Origin of the sequence: Nocardioides sp. NBC_00368, assembly GCF_036090055.1 — a bacterium.
GTDB lineage: Bacteria > Actinomycetota > Actinomycetes > Propionibacteriales > Nocardioidaceae > Nocardioides.
The window spans coordinates 1,249,363-1,267,506 of sequence record NZ_CP107970.1 but is presented as its reverse complement, the minus strand read 5'-3'; the positions used below and the strand labels follow the sequence as shown (position 1 = coordinate 1,267,506).

The following is an 18,144-nucleotide window of genomic DNA, read 5'->3' as shown; positions in this document are numbered from 1 at the left end:
CATGACAGCACCAGTCCCGGTCCTAGTAGTCGAGGATGAGCGTTCCCTCGCGCAGATCGTGGCCGACTACCTGACCAAAGGTGGCTTCGCCGTCACGCAGGTCCACAACGGTACTGACGCAGTCGACCAGGTTCGCACTCACGACCCCGACCTGATCCTCCTGGATCTTGGCCTACCTGGGTTGGACGGCATCGAGGTGTGCCGCCGCATCCGCACCTTCTCCGACTGTTACATCATCATGCTCACCGCCCGCGAGGACGAGATCGACAAGCTCATCGGGTTGGGCGTGGGTGCCGATGACTACATCACCAAACCATTCTCACCCCGCGAGCTCCTCGCCAGGGCTCAGGCCGCCGTGCGACGCCCCCGACTCAGCAAGCTGACAACACCACCGGCAGAAGACCTGCTCCGGTTCGACGGGCTCAGCCTGGACCTCGCGGCCCGCGAGGTCAGCCTGGATGAGGAGAACGTCTCCCTCACGCGCACCGAGTACGACCTGCTGGCAACTCTTGCGCAATCGCCACGGCGAGTCTTCTCGCGGCGCCAACTTGTCAACGCCGTCTGGGGCGAAGGTTGGGGCGGCGACGAGCACATCGTCGACGTCCACATCGCACACGTACGCAGCAAGCTGGGCGAGGATGCCACCAGCCCTCGCTTCATCGACACCGTCCGAGGGGTCGGCTACCGGTTCAAGGCGGAGCAGACGCGATGAGGCTTCGGCAATGGCCGATCGGGATGCGCCTGCTCGTGGCGCAGGCACTGGTTCTTCTCGCGGCCATCATCTCCGCTGCCGTCATCGCCGCTGTGGTGGGGCCACCTCTGTTCCACGAACACATGCTCCAGGCAGACCACGCTCCCGACCCCTCCGAACTGGAGCACGTCGAACGGGCTTTCCGAACCGCGAGCATCGTCTCCCTGGGTATCGCCGTCCTCACCGCCGCGCTGCTGGCGTTCGCCGTCAGCTGGTTCCTGAGCCGACGGTTCCAAGCCCCGCTGACCCGGCTGCAACGCGCCGCTGCTGAGGTGGCAGCAGGCCGCTACGAAACTCGTGTGCCGGTCGGGGACGCCGGCCCCGAGCTCGACGCATTGGCCGAATCGTTCAACACTCTCGGCGCTCAGCTCGCCAGCACAGAGCACACGCGCCGACGCCTCCTCTCCGATCTGGCACACGAACTTCGCACACCGATCGCCACCCTCCAGGCCTACCTCGAGGGCCTCGACGACGGCGTACGCCAATGGGACCAGCCCACTCGCAACGTGTTGGGCGACCAGGTCACGAGGCTGGCACGCCTGGCCTCGGACCTCGATTCGGTCTCCCGAGCCGAGGAGGGCCAGCTGCAGATGACACTCGAGCCGGCCACCACAGCCGAGCTGGTCCGTGCCGCACGAGACGCGGTCACCGCCCGGTACGAGGAGAAGGACATGCGAATCGACGTGATCGAGAGGGGCCCAGGCCACGTTGCAGTGGACCGCACCCGGTTCCTCCAGGTGCTCACCAACCTCTTGGACAACGCGCGCCGGCACACGCCGAGAGGCGGAACGGTCACCATCGACACTCACGCCGAGGATGACTGGGTAACGATCTGCATCACCGATACCGGCGACGGCATCTCTCAGAGCCAGCTCGCGCACATCTTCGAACGCTTCTATCGCGGGGACACTGCGCGAACCGGCGACGAACAAGGATCGGGAATCGGCCTCACGATCAGCCGTGCGATCGTCGAGGCGCACGGGGGACGCCTTGACGCATACAGCCGTGGGCCGGGCATGGGTTCCACCTTCACCCTTAAAGTCCCTGCCCTGACAACATGAAGGTTTGATGAAGGTTGCTCCGACCGAACCGCCAGCCTTATTGCGAGAGCTTTGCAACTACATAGGATCCCGGTCATGACGACGCGCCTCGATGCTCCGCCTCAGCCCCGGCTTGGATGGGACCAACGAGCGAGCTTGGCGAAGACCCTCGGTTTCGTAGCCTTTCTCCACGTGCTCGGCTGGGGCCTCCTCGTCGGCGTCGCTGGGCCACATCAGTACGACGTCGGGGGCAAGGTGCTCGGCATCGGCCTGGGCCTGACCGCCTACACGCTCGGCATGCGCCACGCCTTCGACGCCGACCACATCGCGGCGATCGACAACACCACCAGGAAGTTGATGGCCGACGGGCAGAGGCCCATGAGCGTCGGATTCTGGTTCAGCCTGGGGCATTCGTCCGTGGTGCTCGTCATGGTGCTCGCAGTAGCCCTCGGCGTACGTGCCCTGGCCCGCGGCATCGGGGACGAGGGATCGACCCTGCAGCATGTCGCCGGCATCTGGGGTACGGCGGTCAGCGGCACCTTTCTGTTGCTCATCGGGCTGATCAATCTCGCTTCCCTGAAGGGCATTCTGGGGGTTCTTCGAGAGTTGCGACAAGGCAGGTATGACGAGGCTGCCCTCGAGCACCAGCTGGACAGCCGCGGCTTCCTGAACCGGATCCTGGGCAAGGTCACCCGCATGGTTTCCAAGCCTTGGCACATGTATCCGACCGGCTTCCTCTTCGGCCTCGGATTCGACACGGTCTCCGAGATTGGGCTGCTCGTCATCGCAGGTGGCGCCGTCGCCTCCAACGTGCCCTGGTGGGCAGTCTTGACACTGCCGGTCCTTTTCGCAGCCGGAATGTCGTTGCTGGACACCCTTGACGGCGCCTTCATGAACGTGGCCTACGGGTGGGCCCTTGCTCGGCCCGTGCGGAAGATCTACTACAACATCATCGTGACTGCGCTCTCTGTCGCCGTCGCTCTCCTCATCGGCAGCGTCGAGCTCGTCGGCCTCCTGGCAGCGAAGCTCGGGATCGATACCGGGCCACTCGGCGCAATTGCAGCGCTCGATCTGGAGAACGTGGGCTACGCCGTTGTGCTCCTCTTCCTCATCACCTGGGGTGTTTCGGTCGCTGTCTGGAAGCTCGGCCGGATCGACGAGCGTTGGAGTTCTGCCCCCCACCAGCCCGACTCCCGCCACTGACAAACCACTGTCGAAGACCGCGAAGGCCTGACCAAGCGTGCAGCTCGCTGTGCTGTAGTCCGGCGTCTCCTGAATCGCGCGATAAGAGGTGGCTGCTCAAGCCGTCGAGCCGTTGTCTACTATCGATCGTCGTAGCAATTCACTGGGAAAGACGTGCGCGTGAAGCTTGTAGTACGGACGACCGCAGCCCCCGCGAGGCGGATGTCATTGCGAGGAGGATGTCAGGCTGCACTCGCTGCCCTGCTCGGCGTTCTGATTTTGGCTTTCGCAGCACCGGCGGCGCAGGCGCACGCGACCCTGCTGTTCGCCACCCCGGCAGTCGAGGGCGCCGTCCCGACCTCGCCGAAGCAGATCCAGCTGGTTTTCGACCAAGAGGTCATTCCGGCCGAGTCGGCCCTGGAGCTGGAAGGCCCACAAGGGACTGCGTTCCGCCTTGGGACAACCACGTCGGGCGAGAACGGGCGAACGGTGAGCGCTGCCGTGCTCGAGGAGCTCGAAGTCGGCCAGTACGTCGTGGACTGGACGGTCACCGCCAATGACGGCGACACGATGACCGGCAAGTACCGGTTCGCCGTCGGATCCAGATCCGGCCTCACACTGGGCGGGGGCGGCGACCCCGAGGTCCGCGGCCTGGCAGCGCTGACGATCCTGCGGCTGGGATTGTTCAGCGGCCTCACGCTCACGCTCGGAGGATTAGTAGGAGCCCGAATAGCGCGACGCACATCTTCGGTGCAGGCTCGCGAACAGGATCCGGAACCCTGGTTACTCGCCGGCAGCCTGCTCGGCTTGGTGAGCGCGGTTGGCCTGGCCGTGGTCCTACTGGGCGGCGGGTCAATGGTCGCAGGCATGACACGTTTGCGACCCCTTGAACTGCTCAACACGACTCCCGGTTTGGTGGCTGCTGTGGAAGTGGTGGCGTTCGCCGCGGCAACTGCTGCCTGCCTTGCACGGCGTGGCAGCGTCGCCGCCGCAATGTTGGTCGCAGTGGCGGCTGCCGAAGGCGTCCGAGCACATCCGCAGGCCAGCAGTCCAGGGTGGGGCGCCGCACTGACGTTCGTGCACCTATGTGCGGCCGCGGTCTGGATCGGGGCCCTCGTTCACGTCGTGCGGGTCGGCCTGTCCCGCCGCCGACGAGGTACCTCCGCCGCGGAGGTAGTCCGCAGCTACGCGCGCGTCGCGGTGTGGTTGTTCCTCTTGGTACTCGGCAGCGGCGTCGTGAGCGGGCTGGTGTTGGCCGTGCCGGCGGGCCTGGTCGAGACGTTGACCGCAACAAGATACGGCCATTGGTTGGTCGTGAAGGCCGCCATCGTCGTGATCGTCGCTGCACTGGCGATGTGGGCTCGTCGGCACCTCTCGGCACGGTCGGACGCGACGCAGCCGTCGTGGACCGCCCGAGTGGAGATGGCAGGTCTTGGTGCGGTACTCGCCGTCTCCGCCCTATTGACCTCCCTTGCGCCGCCGGTTCAGCCCGATCTTGAATTGCCCTTCCCGCCACCTCCTGTCGGACCGGTGTCGGCAGCTGGAGGTCGCGCCGGCTGGATCGGCATCGGGCTCACGGCGTCGCAAGGTCAGCTGCTGGTGCGGCTGAGCACTCCGGACATGCATCCGGCCGCGGACGCCGTCGACACGACGACGTACGACCTCGTGGCCAACGCGCTTGCGCCGGGCGGCGCCGCACCTCGAGCGTTGCATCTGCGTCGGTGCGGAACCGGATGCTTCGTGGCCCCACTCCAGTGGCAGCGGGGTCGAACTACCATCACCCTGAAGGCCACTTCCTCTGAATTCCGCGGAGGCACCACAGCGATCACCGTGGCCTGGCCGGCTGAGCAGGCCGCTCAGCTGTTGAAGCGGACCGTGCGCGTCATGCGGCAGATACCGGAACTCGTCTTGTACGAGCAGGTCACCAGTGACACCAACGGCGCCTCAGGCATCGAGACCCGGATCCCCATGAGCGGTCAGGAGCTCCTGGACTCGGATCCCTACGGCTCCGGGATCGCGCCCACCGTCGTACAGCTCGGACGCGACCCCAACACCGGTGAGACCGAGCTCGCTCTGGCCTACCCCGGTGAAGGGACGTATGTGCATCTCACCTTGGACCATCACGACCGGATCATCCGCGAGACCCTGAACGCCCCGAAACACCTCACGACCAGAACGCTGGTCTACCCAGAGGACGATGACGGTCATGCCCACGAACAGTGAGCACGAGCAGTGACCACTCACCACCGCTCCGCGCACGTCGCCCTCGTGAATCACTGACACTGGGGTACCGAATGGCGACCTCTCACGCAATGTTTGGCAAGAGCACGGTCGGGCACCTCGCTCGAGTCGAGGCTGCTGTCGGCGGGTGGCCACATGGAGTAACCTACTATCTCAGTTAGTAGATGGCGGATGCCTCGCCTTCCGAAAGGACAACCTTCCAATGACACAGCTTCTGTACTCCGTGGCCATCCTGGCCTGCCCGGTGGGCATGGGACTCATGATGTTCTTCATGATGCGCCGCTCCGGTGGCCACACGTCAGCGCCGCCGGCAAACGAGCAAGAGCTCGCTCGCCTTCGCGCCGAGCTCGACCAACTCAAGGCTGCCCAGCGTGACGCCGCAGCCCGATCGGATCTCCCATGACCGACCTGATGGTTCCGGGGCTGGTAGCGGCCGCAGCGATCACGCTCACCTACCTGTTCTGCGTTCGCCCGATGCGGCGTGACCGTCAAAGCGGTCTAGTCGGCATGGGCCACGGGCGCTCCTGCTGTGGAGACTTGGACAGCCAGGATCGGCCGACCGAGATCGACCGACTTCATGCCGAGATCGCCGAGTTGCGTGGACAACAGCGGTCTGGTCCCCCTTGAGCCGACACGCCCACGCGAGTGAGCCGACGCCCCTATGCGATACCAGGTCCATAGCAGCGCCACCTCCGCGGCGGGATCGTCCCCTCGATGTGCTCTCCCCCGCTGCCTCGATGGCTACTACGGGCGGTATGCGCGCGGGATGAACGCGTCGACCTTCGGGACCAGCATAGGATCACATGACTCCAGGACGTTCCGAACGACGATGAGCAGCGTAAGAGTGCTGCCGGGCTCACCATCGATTCGGAAGCCACTGCCTGGGTGATCTCGGGCGAACGCCACGATCACACCCGTCGGCCGGGACACTGCGTCAGGATCGCGAACTGCAATAGGCTTCCTGCAGGCACGGCCAAGGGCATGCAGAGCTCTATGTGCTTGATCCACCCGCGCCTGCGGCGCGTCCTGGCTGGGCTCAGGTGGCACTGACGGCGCAACTCCGCCCTCCGAGACGGTCGATTGCGCCGCCGGCGACCCTTGCGCACCGAAGGCGTAAGCGACCTCCCACGATGCGCCGCCAAGCAGTGCAAGCGCAAGCACGACCGCAGGCATGGGATGCCGAGCGAACCATGCAGCGGCGTGCGTCACAGCGGCACCTGCCACGTGCCGAAGAGCGTGCGCAGGCTTGCCAGCCAGGCACCCCAGATGCCAGTGACCTCCAGGACCCCCAGAACCACCAGCATGGCACCGCCGATCCGCATCACGGATTGCGCGTGACGCCGGGCGAACGCGAAGACGCGAAAGGCGCGGCTGATGCCCATGGCGGCCAGCAGGAACGGGATCCCGAGGCCGAGGCTGTACGCGAAGGACAGCAGGGCCCCGCGACCGGCTGTACCGCTGGTGGTCGCGAGGGCGAGCACCGCCGCAAGCGTCGGACCGATGCATGGCGTCCAACCGATACCGAACATGACTCCGAGCACCGGAGCCCCAGCGAGGCCGACCGTCGGTTGGTAGCCGAGTCGGAAGGTACGTGATAGCCCCGGCACTGCCCCCAACACACCAGCGAACACCAGGCCCAGGAAAATCGTGACGACTCCGAGGATCCGGATGAGCAGATCCTGATGTCGGACCAGAGTGCCGCCGATCGTGCCGAACAGCGCTCCGTAACTGGTGAACACCACGGCGAACCCAAGCACGAACAGTGCGGTCCCCACTACTGCGGTCGACCGTTTCCTGGCGCTGGCCTCGCCCGCGGCGTCCGCTCCCGCCGCGCCAGTCACGTAGGCAAGGTAGCCAGGGACCAGCGGCAGACAACACGGGCTGAGGAACGAGATCGCGCCCGCGAGAATAGCCACCAGGATGGCCACCAGGAGTGGCCCGTAGGCGACTGTGGCACCGATCGACAGCGCATGAGTCATCCGAGCTTCTCCGCGTCCTCGATCAGGCCGCGCAGAGTGGTGGCGTCGATGCGGCCGATGTTGCGGGCGCGAATGAACCCGTTGCGGTCGATGACCAGGGTCGAGGGGACGGCACTGACCGGCACTATGCCGGTGAACGAGGCAAGCACGAGCCCGTCCTGGTCGTTGAAGCTCGGGTAGGTGATCCCGAACTTGCGCTCGAAGGCCAGGCCGGCCGCAGGGTTGTCGCGCACGTCGATCCCGACGAACCGTACGCCCCGTGGAGCGGATTCTTTCGAGATCTTTGCGAGATCCGGCGCCTCTGCACGGCAAGGCGCACACCACGACCCCCAAACGTTGAGGACGATCACGTGACCACGAAGGTCAGCCAGCGAGAGCATCTCACCGGCGATGGTCTCGCCCTCGACATTCGGAAGCGGGATGCCCTCATCCCCGGAATAGAGCGTCAAACCGACTTCTCCAGCGTCTGTGCTGCGGGCATGCGATCGGGTCTCGCGCAACTGCCACCAGCCAACGCCGAGGATCGCGCCGACCACGATGACCACAACCGCCGTGCGCACGTTGCGCCGCATTCCGTCACCCTCCAGTCATCTACTATCGTCCATAGTGGATAGTACGGCGCAGAGCCCGGTGCAGATAAACCGGGCCCCTCATGGACAGGACTCGCATGACCGACCCCAGCAGCGATCGAATCTTCGGCCTAACGCCACGCGCCCGTAAGGTCGTCGCACCACTTCTCATCGTCACGGTCCTCGTGATCGCGATGGGCACGTACCTGACCCAGCGGTCGAGCAACGGCACCGAGGCAGGTGGTTCCGAGGGTCGACGAGGGCCCGTCGTCGGCGGCGATTTGCACGCGGTTGGCCAGGTTGGCGACCGGCTGTTCGTCGGAGGCCACGGCGGAGCCGGGTACCGCAACCCTGCCGGGGGCTGGACGCAGATCGAGTCGCTCAACAACAAGGACGTCATGGGCTGGGCGCAATCAGGAGACACCGTGCTTGCCGGCGGCCACGAGGGCCTGTACGCCTCAACGGACGACGGCTCGACGTTCGACTCGGTCTCCGGATTGCCGGTATCTGATGTTCACGGCGTCGGTGCTTCAGGGAGGGTGGTTTACGTGGCCTCACCCCAAGCAGGGATCCTCGTCTCGGAGGACGGCGGAACGACATTCGAGCGGCGCAGTTCGCAGGGCATGGACTTCATGGGCACCATCTGGGTAGACCCGTCGAACCCCGACGTAGCGATCGCGCCATCGATGCAGGCCGGCGCCGCCAGAACGACCGATGGCGGCCGCACCTGGGATGCAATGGGCGGCGGCATGGGGTCCATGTCGGTTGCTGTCGGCGGCGGCGGACAAGATCTGTTCGTCGTCGGCATGGGTGACGCCCAGGTCAGTACTGACATGGGGTCGACCTGGACCTCGGCCGCGATTCCCGATGGCACCAGCGCGGCCTCCTACACTGCACAGGACAAGCTCGTCATCGCCGTTCTCGACGGCGACCGCGCTACCGTGTATCAGCAGGCGGGTTCCGAGTGGGAGCCATTGTCCTGACGGGCCACCTGTCCGCTGGCCAGTGACCGAGGAAGAGGAGTCAATCGGAAGTGCGCCCATTCGGAGACCTTGAGGCTGTGGTCATGGACCACCTTTGGGCGGCAGACGAACCGCTGACGGTTCGCGAGGTGCTCGAGCGGATCGACCGAGACCCGCCGTTGGCTTACACCACGGTGATGACGGTCATGGACAATCTGCACCGCAAGGGCGTGGTGACCCGCGAGCGCGAGGGACGGGCGTTTCGCTATTGGTCGACCAAGGACCGCGCCGCGCACACCGCCGACCTCATGCATGAGCTGCTCAACGGCAGCGGCGACAGCTCGGTCACGCTGCTGCGCTTCCTTGACACCATGTCGGCAGCCGAGGTCAAGAAGTTGAAGCGGGCACTCGGTGATTGATGCGCTCCTCCTGGCGACGTACGCCGCGGTTGCCGGGACGCTCGGCGCCGCGTGGCTGCGGGACGCCCGCTGGACGTCGCTTGCGCCCCGACTCGCCATCGCCGCCTGGCAGGCCTTGGCGATCTCGGTGCTGCTGTCCCTCGCTGCCTCTGGACTTGCCCTCGGTATCTCGTTCTCCCATGTCAGCGGCGATGTGGCCAGATTCTTCAGCCTCTGCGCCGAGAATCTTCGCCACGGCTACGCCTCGCCCGGCGGTGCATTCACGGCGCTCCTTGGCCTGACACTGTTCCTCGCGCTGCTTTCGCGGACCATGTGGTGCGCGGTTGGGGTGTCGGTGTCAGACCGCAGGGAGCGCGCCGCGCGTATCGCAGCATTTGACATGGTCGGACGACCTGATGCCGCGACAGGTGCCTTGATCGTCGAGCACGACGCACCGTACGCCTTCTGCATCGGCGGCCGACGCCATCGAGTCGTGCTCACGAGTGGCTTGCTCGCCGCTCTCCGCCCCGACGAGCTCGATGCCGTTCTGGCCCACGAGCATGCGCACCTTCGCCAGCGGCACCACACGGCGCTGGTCGCGTGTCGCGCGCTCTTCGGAACCCTCGCGCCAGTCTTTCCTGCCTTTCGTACGGCGATGCCCCTGGTGCGCCTGTATGCGGAGCTGTGCGCCGATGACGGCGCCCGCCGCCGGGTCGGCCCGGGACCGCTTCGCGACGCGCTTGCTCGACTTGCGTGTAATCCCGCACCAGCGGGCACGTTGGCTGCGAGCGCACACGATGTTGAGGCACGGTTGTCCCGGCTGCGAGACCGACCACGACGCTTGCCGGTGACTGCATCGGTGGGTGCATCGTTCGGAATCGCCGCGGCTGTGATGATCCCGCTGGTCCTGGCCGCCGCTCCCGCTATCGCTATCGCATGGGAAGGCATCTGTCGGATGGCGTGAGTTGTCTTCCTCCGTGACCAGCGGAGGCATGAATCGACGGGACTCCCATCGGCCCTGCGGCGGCACGCACAAGCTCATCTACTATTCTCCTTAGTAGTTCGTTCCTGAGGAGAGGAAGTGCGTCATGGCGAGCATCCGTCGCCGCGCCAAGAAGAGCGATATCGACAGGCAGCTGTCTACCTGGAGCAAGCGCCGCATCGCGTCTTGGTCGTTGTTCGGCCTGGCGGCCCTCATCGCCGTCCAGCATCTGGTCGCTCATGCCGGCTGGCGGCCGATCCCGATCTCGATGGGCTGGCAGGATCTGCTCATCGGCTACCCGGCTGCCGGCGTGCTCGCGGTCATCGGCGGCATCGTCGGGGACCCGAACCCGAGGGTCTGAGCACGGCATGACTGCGCTCTACTACATCCCTAGTCCGAGTGAAGGCGTCTGGCACATCGGACTCTTCCCGGTGCGCGCCTACGCGCTGTGCATCATCGCCGGCATCATCGCAGCCGTCTGGCTGGCTGAGAAGCGATGGACAAGCCGAGGGGGTCAGCCGGGGCGGATCCAGGACATCGCCTTGTGGGCAATCCCGTTCGGCATCATCGGAGGTCGGCTCTACCACGTCATCACCGACCCCGAGCTCTACTTCGGGGAGGGACGCCGACCGATCGAGGCCCTCTACATATGGCATGGCGGGCTCGGCGTCTGGGGTGCGATCTTCCTGGGTGCACTTGGGGCCTGGATCGGTGTCCGCCGCGCCGGCGCGCCGTTCGGTGAGATCGCCGGGGTGATCGCACCCGCCATCCCGCTCGCGCAGGCGATCGGCCGCTGGGGCAATTGGTGGAACCAGGAGCTCTTCGGCCGGCCCACACAACTGCCGTGGGGGCTGCAGATCAGCCCCGATAGGCGTCCGGACGGCTACGAGAGCTTCGCGACATTCCATCCCACGTTCCTCTACGAGTCGCTGTGGGACCTTGGCGTCGTGGGACTCGTTCTCTGGGTCGAAGCGCGCTTCAAGATCGCCGGCGGTCGATTGTTCGCCATCTATGTCATGGGCTACACCGCTGGCCGGGGATGGATCGAGTATTTGCGGATCGACACGGCGAACCACGTCCTCGGACTGCGTTTGAACGTATGGACCAGCATCATCGTCTTCGTCGCTGCAGCCACGTACTTCGCGCTGGCAACCCAGCGCGCCAGCGCTTCGAACAAGACTTTCGAGGCCTCATCTGCGGGTCCGGTCACGTGACCGACACCATCGACGCACCGCTGACCACGCAACCGAGCCAGCCCCCATCGGCACCGGGCAAACTCGGAGTCTTGGAACTCGGGCGATGGGCCTGGCGCCAGCTCACTTCGATGAGGACCGCCCTGATTCTGCTCCTTCTCCTGGGGCTGGCCTCAGTTCCCGGGTCGCTCGTGCCGCAGGAGCCGGTCGATCCGAACGCGGTACGCCAGTGGCAACAGATGCACCCCAAGCTGACGCCGGTCTACGAGCGACTCGATGTTTTCCACGTCTACGGGTCGCCGTGGTTCAGCGCGATCTACCTGCTGCTGATGGTCTCCCTGGTGGGCTGCATCCTGCCGCGGCTCAGGGTGTACTGGCGCGCTGCGACCGCTCCCCCGCCCCGCGCGCCCCGCAACCTGACCCGCCTCCCACACTCGATCACGGGTGCATCAAGCGCCTCCCCGCAGGAGGTCACCTCCGCGGCCCGGAAACTGCTCCGGCGGCAGGGTTATCGCGTCGAGACGACCTCCTCCGATGACGGGTCCGCGACCGTCTCGGCGCAACGCGGTTACCTGCGCGAGGCCGGCAACCTGGTCTTCCACCTGTCGTTGGTCGTGATCCTGATCGCCTTCGCCGCAGGAAGCTTCTTCGGGTTCCGCGGCTCGGTCAACCTGGTGCAAGGACAGACGTTCACCAATGCGCGCCAGTCCTATGACGACTTCGCTCCCGGACCGCTTTTCCGCGCGGACTCGCTCAAGCCGTTCAGCTTCACGCTCGACAAGTTCGAGGCGAACTTCATGACCTCCGGCCCCACGCTGGGCCAGCCCACGGCCTTCCGCGCAGACCTTTCCTACAGCCCCTTTCCTGGTGCCGACAAGGAGAAACAGCGGGTCGAGGTGAACCGCCCGCTGACCATCGGTGACACCAGCGTCTTCCTCGTCGGCAACGGCTACGCGCCCGCCATCACGGTCCACGACGGCGAAGGCAACACGGTCTACTCCGGTCCGACGGTCTTCATGCCGCAGGACGCCGGCTACACCTCCGTGGGGGTCGTGAAGGCTCCGGACGCCAAGCCCTCGCAACTCGGTCTCGACGCGCGGTTACTGCCGACGTACGCCTGGAGCAAGGAAACGGGGCCGATCTCGCAGTTCCCCGACGCGATGAACCCCGTGCTGTCGATGGCTGTCTACCAGGGCGACCTGGGACTGAGTAACGGTGTCCCCCAGTCTGTGTACGCCTTGGACAAGACGAAGCTGACCGCCGTCACAGACAAGACCGGAAAGCCGCTCACGCTCAACATCCCGATGGGCGCTACCCGCAAGCTCCCCGACGGCCTGGGCTCAGTCACGTTTGATGGCTTGAACCGCTGGACACGACTCCAAGTCAGCTCTACTCCTGGCGAAAGTATCGCCCTCGGCGGCGTCATCATCGGACTCCTGGGCCTCATGGGATCCCTATTCATCCGCCCGCGACGCATTTGGCTGCGCGCACACCGTACGGAGGTCGGCGCCGCTCTGGAGATCGCCGGCCTCGACCGCCTCGAGGGCCACGGCCTCGATCAGTCGCTGACCGATTTCCTCGCCAACATCGAGAAGGCAACCACATGAGCAATATCCAATACGCCCAGTTCAGCAACACCGCAATCATGTTCGCTGCACTGGTCTACAGCCTCGCGCTCCTGGCCCACATCGCCGAATGGTCGCTCCGCAAGGTTCCTCAGCCCGAACCGGCCCGCCTCGTCCGCGGCGGCGCCTCCGACGAGGACACGGACCCAGATCAGCGGACTCAGCAGATCTCCTACCGCGAGGACTTCGCGGGCCGCTTGGGCGTCGCCCTCACTGTCATCGGATTCGCCCTGAACGCCGGCGGGATGGTCTCCAGGGGACTGGCGGCCGATCGCGTGCCATGGGGCAACATGTACGAGTTCACGATCACCGGGTGCGTCGCCACCGTCGCTACGTACCTCGTGCTGCTCCGCTTCCAGCCAATTCGATGGCTCGGGCTCGCCGTCACCGGGCTGGTCGTCATATTTCTCATGGTTGCGGTGCTTCTGCTGGACGTCCCCGCGGGCCCGCTGGTCCCAGCACTGCACTCCTACTGGCTCTACATCCACGTGACGGCGGCCTTGCTCGCAACGGGAGCCTTCACGGTGGGCGCCCTGGCTTCGTGCCTCTACCTCCATCGGTCACGTGCCGAGGCCCGCGGCACCAGTAACCGTGGCCTCGCCGCACGACTCCCCGCCAGTGAGGTCATCGATGCGCTGGCCTACCGCCTGCATGCGTTCGGCTTTCCGGTATGGACCTTCGCGGCACTGATCGCCGGTCCTATCTGGGCGCGCTACGCCTGGGGCCGATATTGGGGCTGGGATCCTAAGGAAGTCTGGGCGTTCATCACCTGGGTTGCCTATGCGGCCTACCTCCACGCCCGCGCCACCGCCGGCTGGCGCGGCCACCGTGCCGCCACCCTCGCCCTCATTGGCTTCGCTGCGCTGCTGTTCAACTTCGTGGGCATCAATCTCTGGGGCGGAGGCCTGCACTCCTACGCTGGCAAATAAGGGTCCCAGCAAGCAAGCCGTCACTAGCCGCAGACGAGGTGCGCTGTACGCGCTCTACGAGCGGTCACTCTTGCGCTGGCTGCCGAGGTGCTGTCCGATACATCAGTCGCCGGACCGCGACCCCGACCTGCTGCCGGGGTCGCGGCACCCGACGACGCCATCGTGGTGTCACTTCCACGCCTCAAGGAATGGATAAGTCACCCAGACCCTTCATCGGGTGGATCAACGGTATGCACGCGCTCACCTGTGTTTGCAACTCGACCACTCGCCAGCCGCCGACTGCGATCGCCCGCAGCACGTCCGCGAACAGGTACAGGCATCGAACGTAAGGCGCGTCGCGACTGCGCGCAGCGCGGAATTGGTGCCGGAGTGCTGAGTGCGAGCGGCAGTCGTTCGATGAGCGCTTCCTGTACCAGCTCGAAGGGCCCCAACTGGAGCAGCGTGAGCAGGCTCTTCGGCGCTGAGCAGCCGACTCAGTTCTCCTTTGGCCCCGAACCAAACGGCTCTGATGGATAGCCGGTGTCGAAGTGCATGTAGTCGGCGACGTCGATGTTCTGCCAGATCCACCCTTCCTGGCGGAACGCCTTCCAGACCACTCCGCCTCGGAGGATCACTCCAGGAGCCTCTTTGCGTGCCCGGTGCTCGTCAGAGGGAAACCAACATTTGCAGCGCAGATCCTTCCAGGGGTTCTCAAAGGGATTGATGTCGATCGCCCTGCCGTTCGCGTGCGGAGACTCGCGAAACGGTGCGTTGATCTGGTTCGCTCTGCGGCAGTTGTACGCGGATGTGTTGTCGTCGGCGAGGCTGGCGTTTGCGTCGCCGCCGTACTCCTCAACTGGCCGCATCTTGCGAATCGGAAATCGAGCGTCGTACAGGCGACTGAAGATCCGGGCCACGCTAGCGGCCACATCACGATTGACCACCAGTTGACCGCGCTGCTTGACGCCCTTGAAGTCCACGAAGCTGACCCGCACCGAACGGAGCTGGCTGCGCCGCACGATTGGACATCCGGGTCGGACCATCCCTGCCGCCTTCATTCTTCTCCATTGGCCAGGGGCGACCGGTTCGATCACCGGACTGGCGGGGTCTTTCGACGAGGACGATTTGGAAGGACCAACCGACGGCGACATGGCGGTGGGCGCAGATGCTCTCTCAGAGAGAGTCGCCCCACCTTCCGAGGAGGCGCTGCCGTGCACGACCGCACATGCCGAGAGCACCAGATGCAGGACGAGGATGACACCCAGTCTTCGCGTTGCCCTCACTCGGTCTCCGGGAGCTCTCGCTCGAAGTACGACAATCGGCGACCGTCGACTCCAGTTGCGTCACGTGTGTGGCTCCACCCGGACTTCGCGTAGAAGGCGCCGGCACCCTCTGGCCCGGTGATGGTGACCAAACATGCACGCTCCCTTCCTGCTTCACGCGCCTGAGCAAGGAAGGCATCGACCAGCAGCGTGCCTAGGCCGTGGCCGCGGGCGTTCTCCGCCACAACGACGTGCGACAGGACGGCGAGGCGGGGCACATTGACAGTGTCCGTCGCGAGATCGCGAGACCGCCTCAGCGCATTCAGGTATCTGCGTGATCGCGTGACGAGGAAGCGCGCCAAGACCCTCGGCCTGCGGGTCAAGCCGAGGAGACCACACACAGCCAGGGCAACGCCGTGGTACGTCAGTAGAAGTCGACGGTGCTGAACTGGATCCAGGACGCCGACGAGGTAGCCAGACGGTACTCCCGACATCTCGACGATGAGCGCCACTGCCAGCGGACCGTCGAGAAAGGTCCGGTAGTAGCGGCCGAGGAATCGGGGCCCAAGCCGCGCAAAGAATCCATCAGGGAAATGCTGACGATGTGCAGCCACGACGTCCGGCAGATCCTGCAGGCCCATCCGCCTGATCCTCACAGGCGGACGATCGACGGACTCGCTCTGCGCTACTCCATCGTCTTGTGCAGCATGCTGTCTCAACGGCCCGCCTCCCACGCTCTACTATTGCCGATAGTAGAGCGCCTTTGGCGTTGAATTTCAAGGAGCAGCTGCTCCTCATGGGATCTGATGCCTCTAGGGGCGAGCGCCGTGATCAGCAAACGCGACCATCGGATCGACTGGATCGCCGCCATCTGGACGAACTTCGATGTGCACGTGTGGCCCGGTGCTGTTGCCCGTGCTTCCGACCTCTCCGATCCGCTGACCCTGACTCACGGATTGGCCCAGGCTGACGTCGATGACGGCCTGATGGCAGTACCAGATCTCGGTGCCGTCAGGAAGCTCGACGATCGTGCGGTATCCGTAGGAACCAGCCCAGCCAGCCTCAGTGACGCGACCACCGGCCACGGCGACGATCGTCGTCCCTTGTGCCGTCGCGAAGTCCAGGCCGGTATGGGTGTTTGCCCACAGCGAACTTCCCTCACCGAAGGTTCCTGTGAGGCGGTATGAAGCAACCGGGAGCACCCAGCGATCAGTCTCGCGATCAACCTTGAGCCGCTCGACCAGACGGTCTTGATTCGGCTGGCCCTTCGGGATGCGACTCGCCCTGGGCTTGGCAGGTTCGCGCGATTCGCGCACCGCAGGAGACCGCTCTGAAGATCGGGTCACCGACTTCGGCCGCTCGAGCGCCGATAGCGGCACCGAGGGCTTCGAGGTCGACTTCGTCGATGCAGCCGGCACCGCCGATTCCTGAACGGCCGAACCACCGCCCAGTGCAGCTGCGACCGCGGCGACAGCCAGAACCTGCGGGACCGCTCCTCGCCACTGGGGCGGGTTCCGACGTACGCCGCGGCGTCGGCCGCCGACCAGCGCCGGCGGATGCGGGGCCGGGGTACGTCCGGCACGCGCCTGCAACCGGCCTCGTTTGGTGTCACGTATCTGTTTGTGTCGACCAGGGCGCACCTGTTCTCCTCGTCCCACCGACTCGCGTACATGCCCGGCGCCACAGGCATGAAGTGGGGGATGCCCGTGCCGGGGAAGCCAGGCACCCGCCGAGGAAGGGAGAAATCCCGCTTCTCCTATCGACCATAGTTGATCGATTCTTGTGGGCCAACTCGAACGTTTGCCGCCGAATCCGCCGGGATTCATCGGGAGCGAGTTCTGATCCTGGATGGCTTTCGCCTAATATCGAGGCCATGCAGGACCTCCGTAGGGCGTCGCAGACACGCGGTGCACGCCTTGTGCTCGCCGCTGTTGCGGTGGCGCTGTTCGGGCTCCTGTCGATGCACGGCTGGGGGTCTCACGCCAGCACACACATCGTCGGGGCGGTGTCCCACGGCGTGAGCATCGTGGCGCCCGCGGGCCACGGTGACGTGCACGGGCTATCGCCATTGAGCGGTGAGGGCGCGACTGACCAGTCCAGGACTCACACGACTGCGCAGACGCCCGGGGCCCCATTCGACGGCGTGGACGGAGACCTTCTGGGTCTGTGCCTTGCCATCCTCAGCGGATTGATTCTGGCCGTCGCTCTGCTCATGGCACGACGCGGCATCCAGATTCTTTGCACGTTGCTCCCCGCCTGGCCGAATCCGGTCTTCTACGGGCGCGACCGCGACCCGCCCGATCTTCTCCAACTCTGTGTGATCCGCTGCTGACAGGCGCCGCTACGAGCCACCCAACCGGGTGACTCGGGCTTTCGGCTGCCCAGATTCGGATCACACAGATGGAGTATTTCTCATGCCCAAGAAGACCCTAACGGCCGCCGTCCTCGCGGCCGTCCTGCTCGTCGTCGCGGCCGTGGTGCTTGTCCTCGCTGCACGTGGCGGCGATGACGACAGCCACACCTCCGATACGCACAACGATGCCGATGTCACGTTCGCCCAACAGATGATCCCGCACCACCAGCAGGCGATCGAGATGGCTGAGCTTGCCGAGACCCGGGCTGAGAGCCAGGAGGTCAAGGACCTGGCTGCCGACATCGAGGCAGCACAAGGCCCGGAGATCGAGACCATGACCGGCTGGCTCGAGAGCTGGGGCGAGGACGTCCCGGACGAGGGCATGCCCGGCATGGATCACGGCGACATGTCGTCGGAGGAAATGACCGGAATGATGTCGGAGGAGGACATGACCGCTCTGGAGAATGCCTCCGGCGCCGAGTTCGACCAGATGTTCCTCACGATGATGATCGAGCACCACGAGGGTGCCGTCGAGATGGCTCAGACCGAGCAGGCCGACGGCGAGTTCCCTGACGCCACGGCGATGGCCGAGGACATCGCGACTGCCCAGACCGAGGAGATCCAGACGATGCAGGCATTGCTCAAGTCCTGACCATCGTCCAAGCCGGGCAGGCATGCGCCTGCCCGGCAACCTCCCAA

The 18,144-nt window shown here is 65.4% G+C and carries 20 protein-coding genes; 15 read left to right on the top strand and 5 right to left on the bottom strand.

The window, feature by feature from the left end; genetic code table 11:
• Nucleotide 1: 1 nt before the first annotated feature.
• From OG984_RS05970 to OG984_RS05945, 6 genes are all read left to right on the top strand, one after another.
• Nucleotides 2–712, top strand: a complete 711-nt coding sequence (locus OG984_RS05970) for a response regulator transcription factor (protein ID WP_008359883.1) — start codon at nucleotides 2–4, stop codon at nucleotides 710–712.
• On the top strand, nucleotides 709–1,812 hold the full coding sequence (locus tag OG984_RS05965) for a sensor histidine kinase (RefSeq protein ID WP_008359884.1): 1,104 nt from the start codon (nucleotides 709–711) through the stop codon (nucleotides 1,810–1,812). The genes OG984_RS05970 and OG984_RS05965 overlap by 4 nt, the downstream gene beginning before the upstream one ends.
• A 135-nt stretch (nucleotides 1,813–1,947) precedes the next feature.
• Nucleotides 1,948–2,994 carry a HoxN/HupN/NixA family nickel/cobalt transporter gene (locus tag OG984_RS05960; protein ID WP_328530699.1) on the top strand — a complete coding sequence of 349 codons (1,047 nt, stop codon included), beginning with the start codon at nucleotides 1,948–1,950 and terminating at the stop codon, nucleotides 2,992–2,994.
• Between the two features lie 159 nt (nucleotides 2,995–3,153).
• Nucleotides 3,154–5,196: a copper resistance CopC/CopD family protein gene (locus tag OG984_RS05955; RefSeq protein WP_328530698.1), complete on the top strand. Its 2,043-nt coding sequence runs from the start codon at nucleotides 3,154–3,156 to the stop codon at nucleotides 5,194–5,196.
• A gap of 220 nt (nucleotides 5,197–5,416) precedes the next feature.
• Nucleotides 5,417–5,617 carry a hypothetical protein gene (locus OG984_RS05950; protein WP_008359889.1) on the top strand — a complete coding sequence of 67 codons (201 nt, stop codon included), beginning with the start codon at nucleotides 5,417–5,419 and terminating at the stop codon, nucleotides 5,615–5,617.
• On the top strand, nucleotides 5,614–5,841 hold the full coding sequence (locus OG984_RS05945; protein ID WP_008359891.1) for a hypothetical protein: 228 nt from the start codon (nucleotides 5,614–5,616) through the stop codon (nucleotides 5,839–5,841). Before OG984_RS05950 ends, OG984_RS05945 begins: the two co-directional genes overlap by 4 nt.
• 578 nt (nucleotides 5,842–6,419) lie before the next feature.
• Here the strand turns inward: OG984_RS05945 and OG984_RS05940 are convergent.
• Nucleotides 6,420–7,193 carry a cytochrome c biogenesis CcdA family protein gene (locus OG984_RS05940; protein WP_008359892.1) on the bottom strand — a complete coding sequence of 258 codons (774 nt, stop codon included), beginning with the start codon at nucleotides 7,191–7,193 and terminating at the stop codon, nucleotides 6,420–6,422.
• Entirely contained in the window at nucleotides 7,190–7,765 is a 576-nt protein-coding gene (locus OG984_RS05935) for a TlpA family protein disulfide reductase (protein WP_008359894.1), read from the bottom strand. Before OG984_RS05935 ends, OG984_RS05940 begins: the two co-directional genes overlap by 4 nt.
• Nucleotides 7,766–7,860: 95 nt before the next feature.
• Between OG984_RS05935 and OG984_RS05930 the strand changes: the two genes are divergently transcribed.
• The 7 genes from OG984_RS05930 (at nucleotide 7,861) to ccsB (ending at nucleotide 13,851) form a co-directional block, all read left to right on the top strand.
• Entirely contained in the window at nucleotides 7,861–8,745 is an 885-nt protein-coding gene (locus OG984_RS05930; protein ID WP_008359896.1) for a WD40/YVTN/BNR-like repeat-containing protein, read from the top strand.
• A gap of 50 nt (nucleotides 8,746–8,795) precedes the next feature.
• Nucleotides 8,796–9,143 (top strand): BlaI/MecI/CopY family transcriptional regulator, encoded by a 348-nt coding sequence (locus OG984_RS05925; protein WP_328530697.1) that lies wholly within the window; start codon nucleotides 8,796–8,798, stop codon nucleotides 9,141–9,143.
• Nucleotides 9,136–10,086 carry a M56 family metallopeptidase gene (locus OG984_RS05920; RefSeq protein ID WP_008359899.1) on the top strand — a complete coding sequence of 317 codons (951 nt, stop codon included), beginning with the start codon at nucleotides 9,136–9,138 and terminating at the stop codon, nucleotides 10,084–10,086. Before OG984_RS05925 ends, OG984_RS05920 begins: the two co-directional genes overlap by 8 nt.
• Nucleotides 10,087–10,210: 124 nt before the next feature.
• Nucleotides 10,211–10,465 (top strand): hypothetical protein, encoded by a 255-nt coding sequence (locus OG984_RS05915; RefSeq protein WP_008359901.1) that lies wholly within the window; start codon nucleotides 10,211–10,213, stop codon nucleotides 10,463–10,465.
• A gap of 7 nt (nucleotides 10,466–10,472) precedes the next feature.
• Complete coding sequence (gene lgt / locus OG984_RS05910; RefSeq protein ID WP_050800845.1) at nucleotides 10,473–11,318, top strand: prolipoprotein diacylglyceryl transferase; 846 nt, start codon at nucleotides 10,473–10,475, stop codon at nucleotides 11,316–11,318.
• 110 nt (nucleotides 11,319–11,428) lie between these two features.
• Nucleotides 11,429–12,904 (top strand): cytochrome c biogenesis protein ResB, encoded by a 1,476-nt coding sequence (resB, locus tag OG984_RS05905; RefSeq protein WP_328530696.1) that lies wholly within the window; start codon nucleotides 11,429–11,431, stop codon nucleotides 12,902–12,904.
• Nucleotides 12,901–13,851, top strand: a complete 951-nt coding sequence (gene ccsB / locus OG984_RS05900) for a c-type cytochrome biogenesis protein CcsB (RefSeq protein WP_328530695.1) — start codon at nucleotides 12,901–12,903, stop codon at nucleotides 13,849–13,851. The genes resB and ccsB overlap by 4 nt, the downstream gene beginning before the upstream one ends.
• Nucleotides 13,852–14,324: 473 nt before the next feature.
• Here the strand turns inward: ccsB and OG984_RS05895 are convergent, their stop codons facing one another.
• The 3 genes from OG984_RS05895 to OG984_RS05885 form a co-directional block, all read right to left on the bottom strand.
• The gene (locus OG984_RS05895) at nucleotides 14,325–14,849 is read right to left on the bottom strand and encodes a M15 family metallopeptidase (RefSeq protein ID WP_008359904.1); all 525 of its coding nucleotides are present in this window, start codon (nucleotides 14,847–14,849) and stop codon (nucleotides 14,325–14,327) included.
• A 260-nt stretch (nucleotides 14,850–15,109) separates the two neighbouring features.
• The gene (locus OG984_RS05890) at nucleotides 15,110–15,733 is read right to left on the bottom strand and encodes a GNAT family N-acetyltransferase (protein WP_008359905.1); all 624 of its coding nucleotides are present in this window, start codon (nucleotides 15,731–15,733) and stop codon (nucleotides 15,110–15,112) included.
• Between the two features lie 171 nt (nucleotides 15,734–15,904).
• Nucleotides 15,905–16,510: a M23 family metallopeptidase gene (locus OG984_RS05885; protein WP_328530694.1), complete on the bottom strand. Its 606-nt coding sequence runs from the start codon at nucleotides 16,508–16,510 to the stop codon at nucleotides 15,905–15,907.
• Between the two features lie 455 nt (nucleotides 16,511–16,965).
• Between OG984_RS05885 and OG984_RS05880 the strand changes: the two genes are divergently transcribed.
• Entirely contained in the window at nucleotides 16,966–17,424 is a 459-nt protein-coding gene (locus OG984_RS05880; protein WP_328530693.1) for a hypothetical protein, read from the top strand.
• A gap of 82 nt (nucleotides 17,425–17,506) precedes the next feature.
• Complete coding sequence (locus OG984_RS05875; RefSeq protein ID WP_008359911.1) at nucleotides 17,507–18,097, top strand: DUF305 domain-containing protein; 591 nt, start codon at nucleotides 17,507–17,509, stop codon at nucleotides 18,095–18,097.
• The last annotated feature ends 47 nt before the right edge of the window (nucleotides 18,098–18,144 follow it).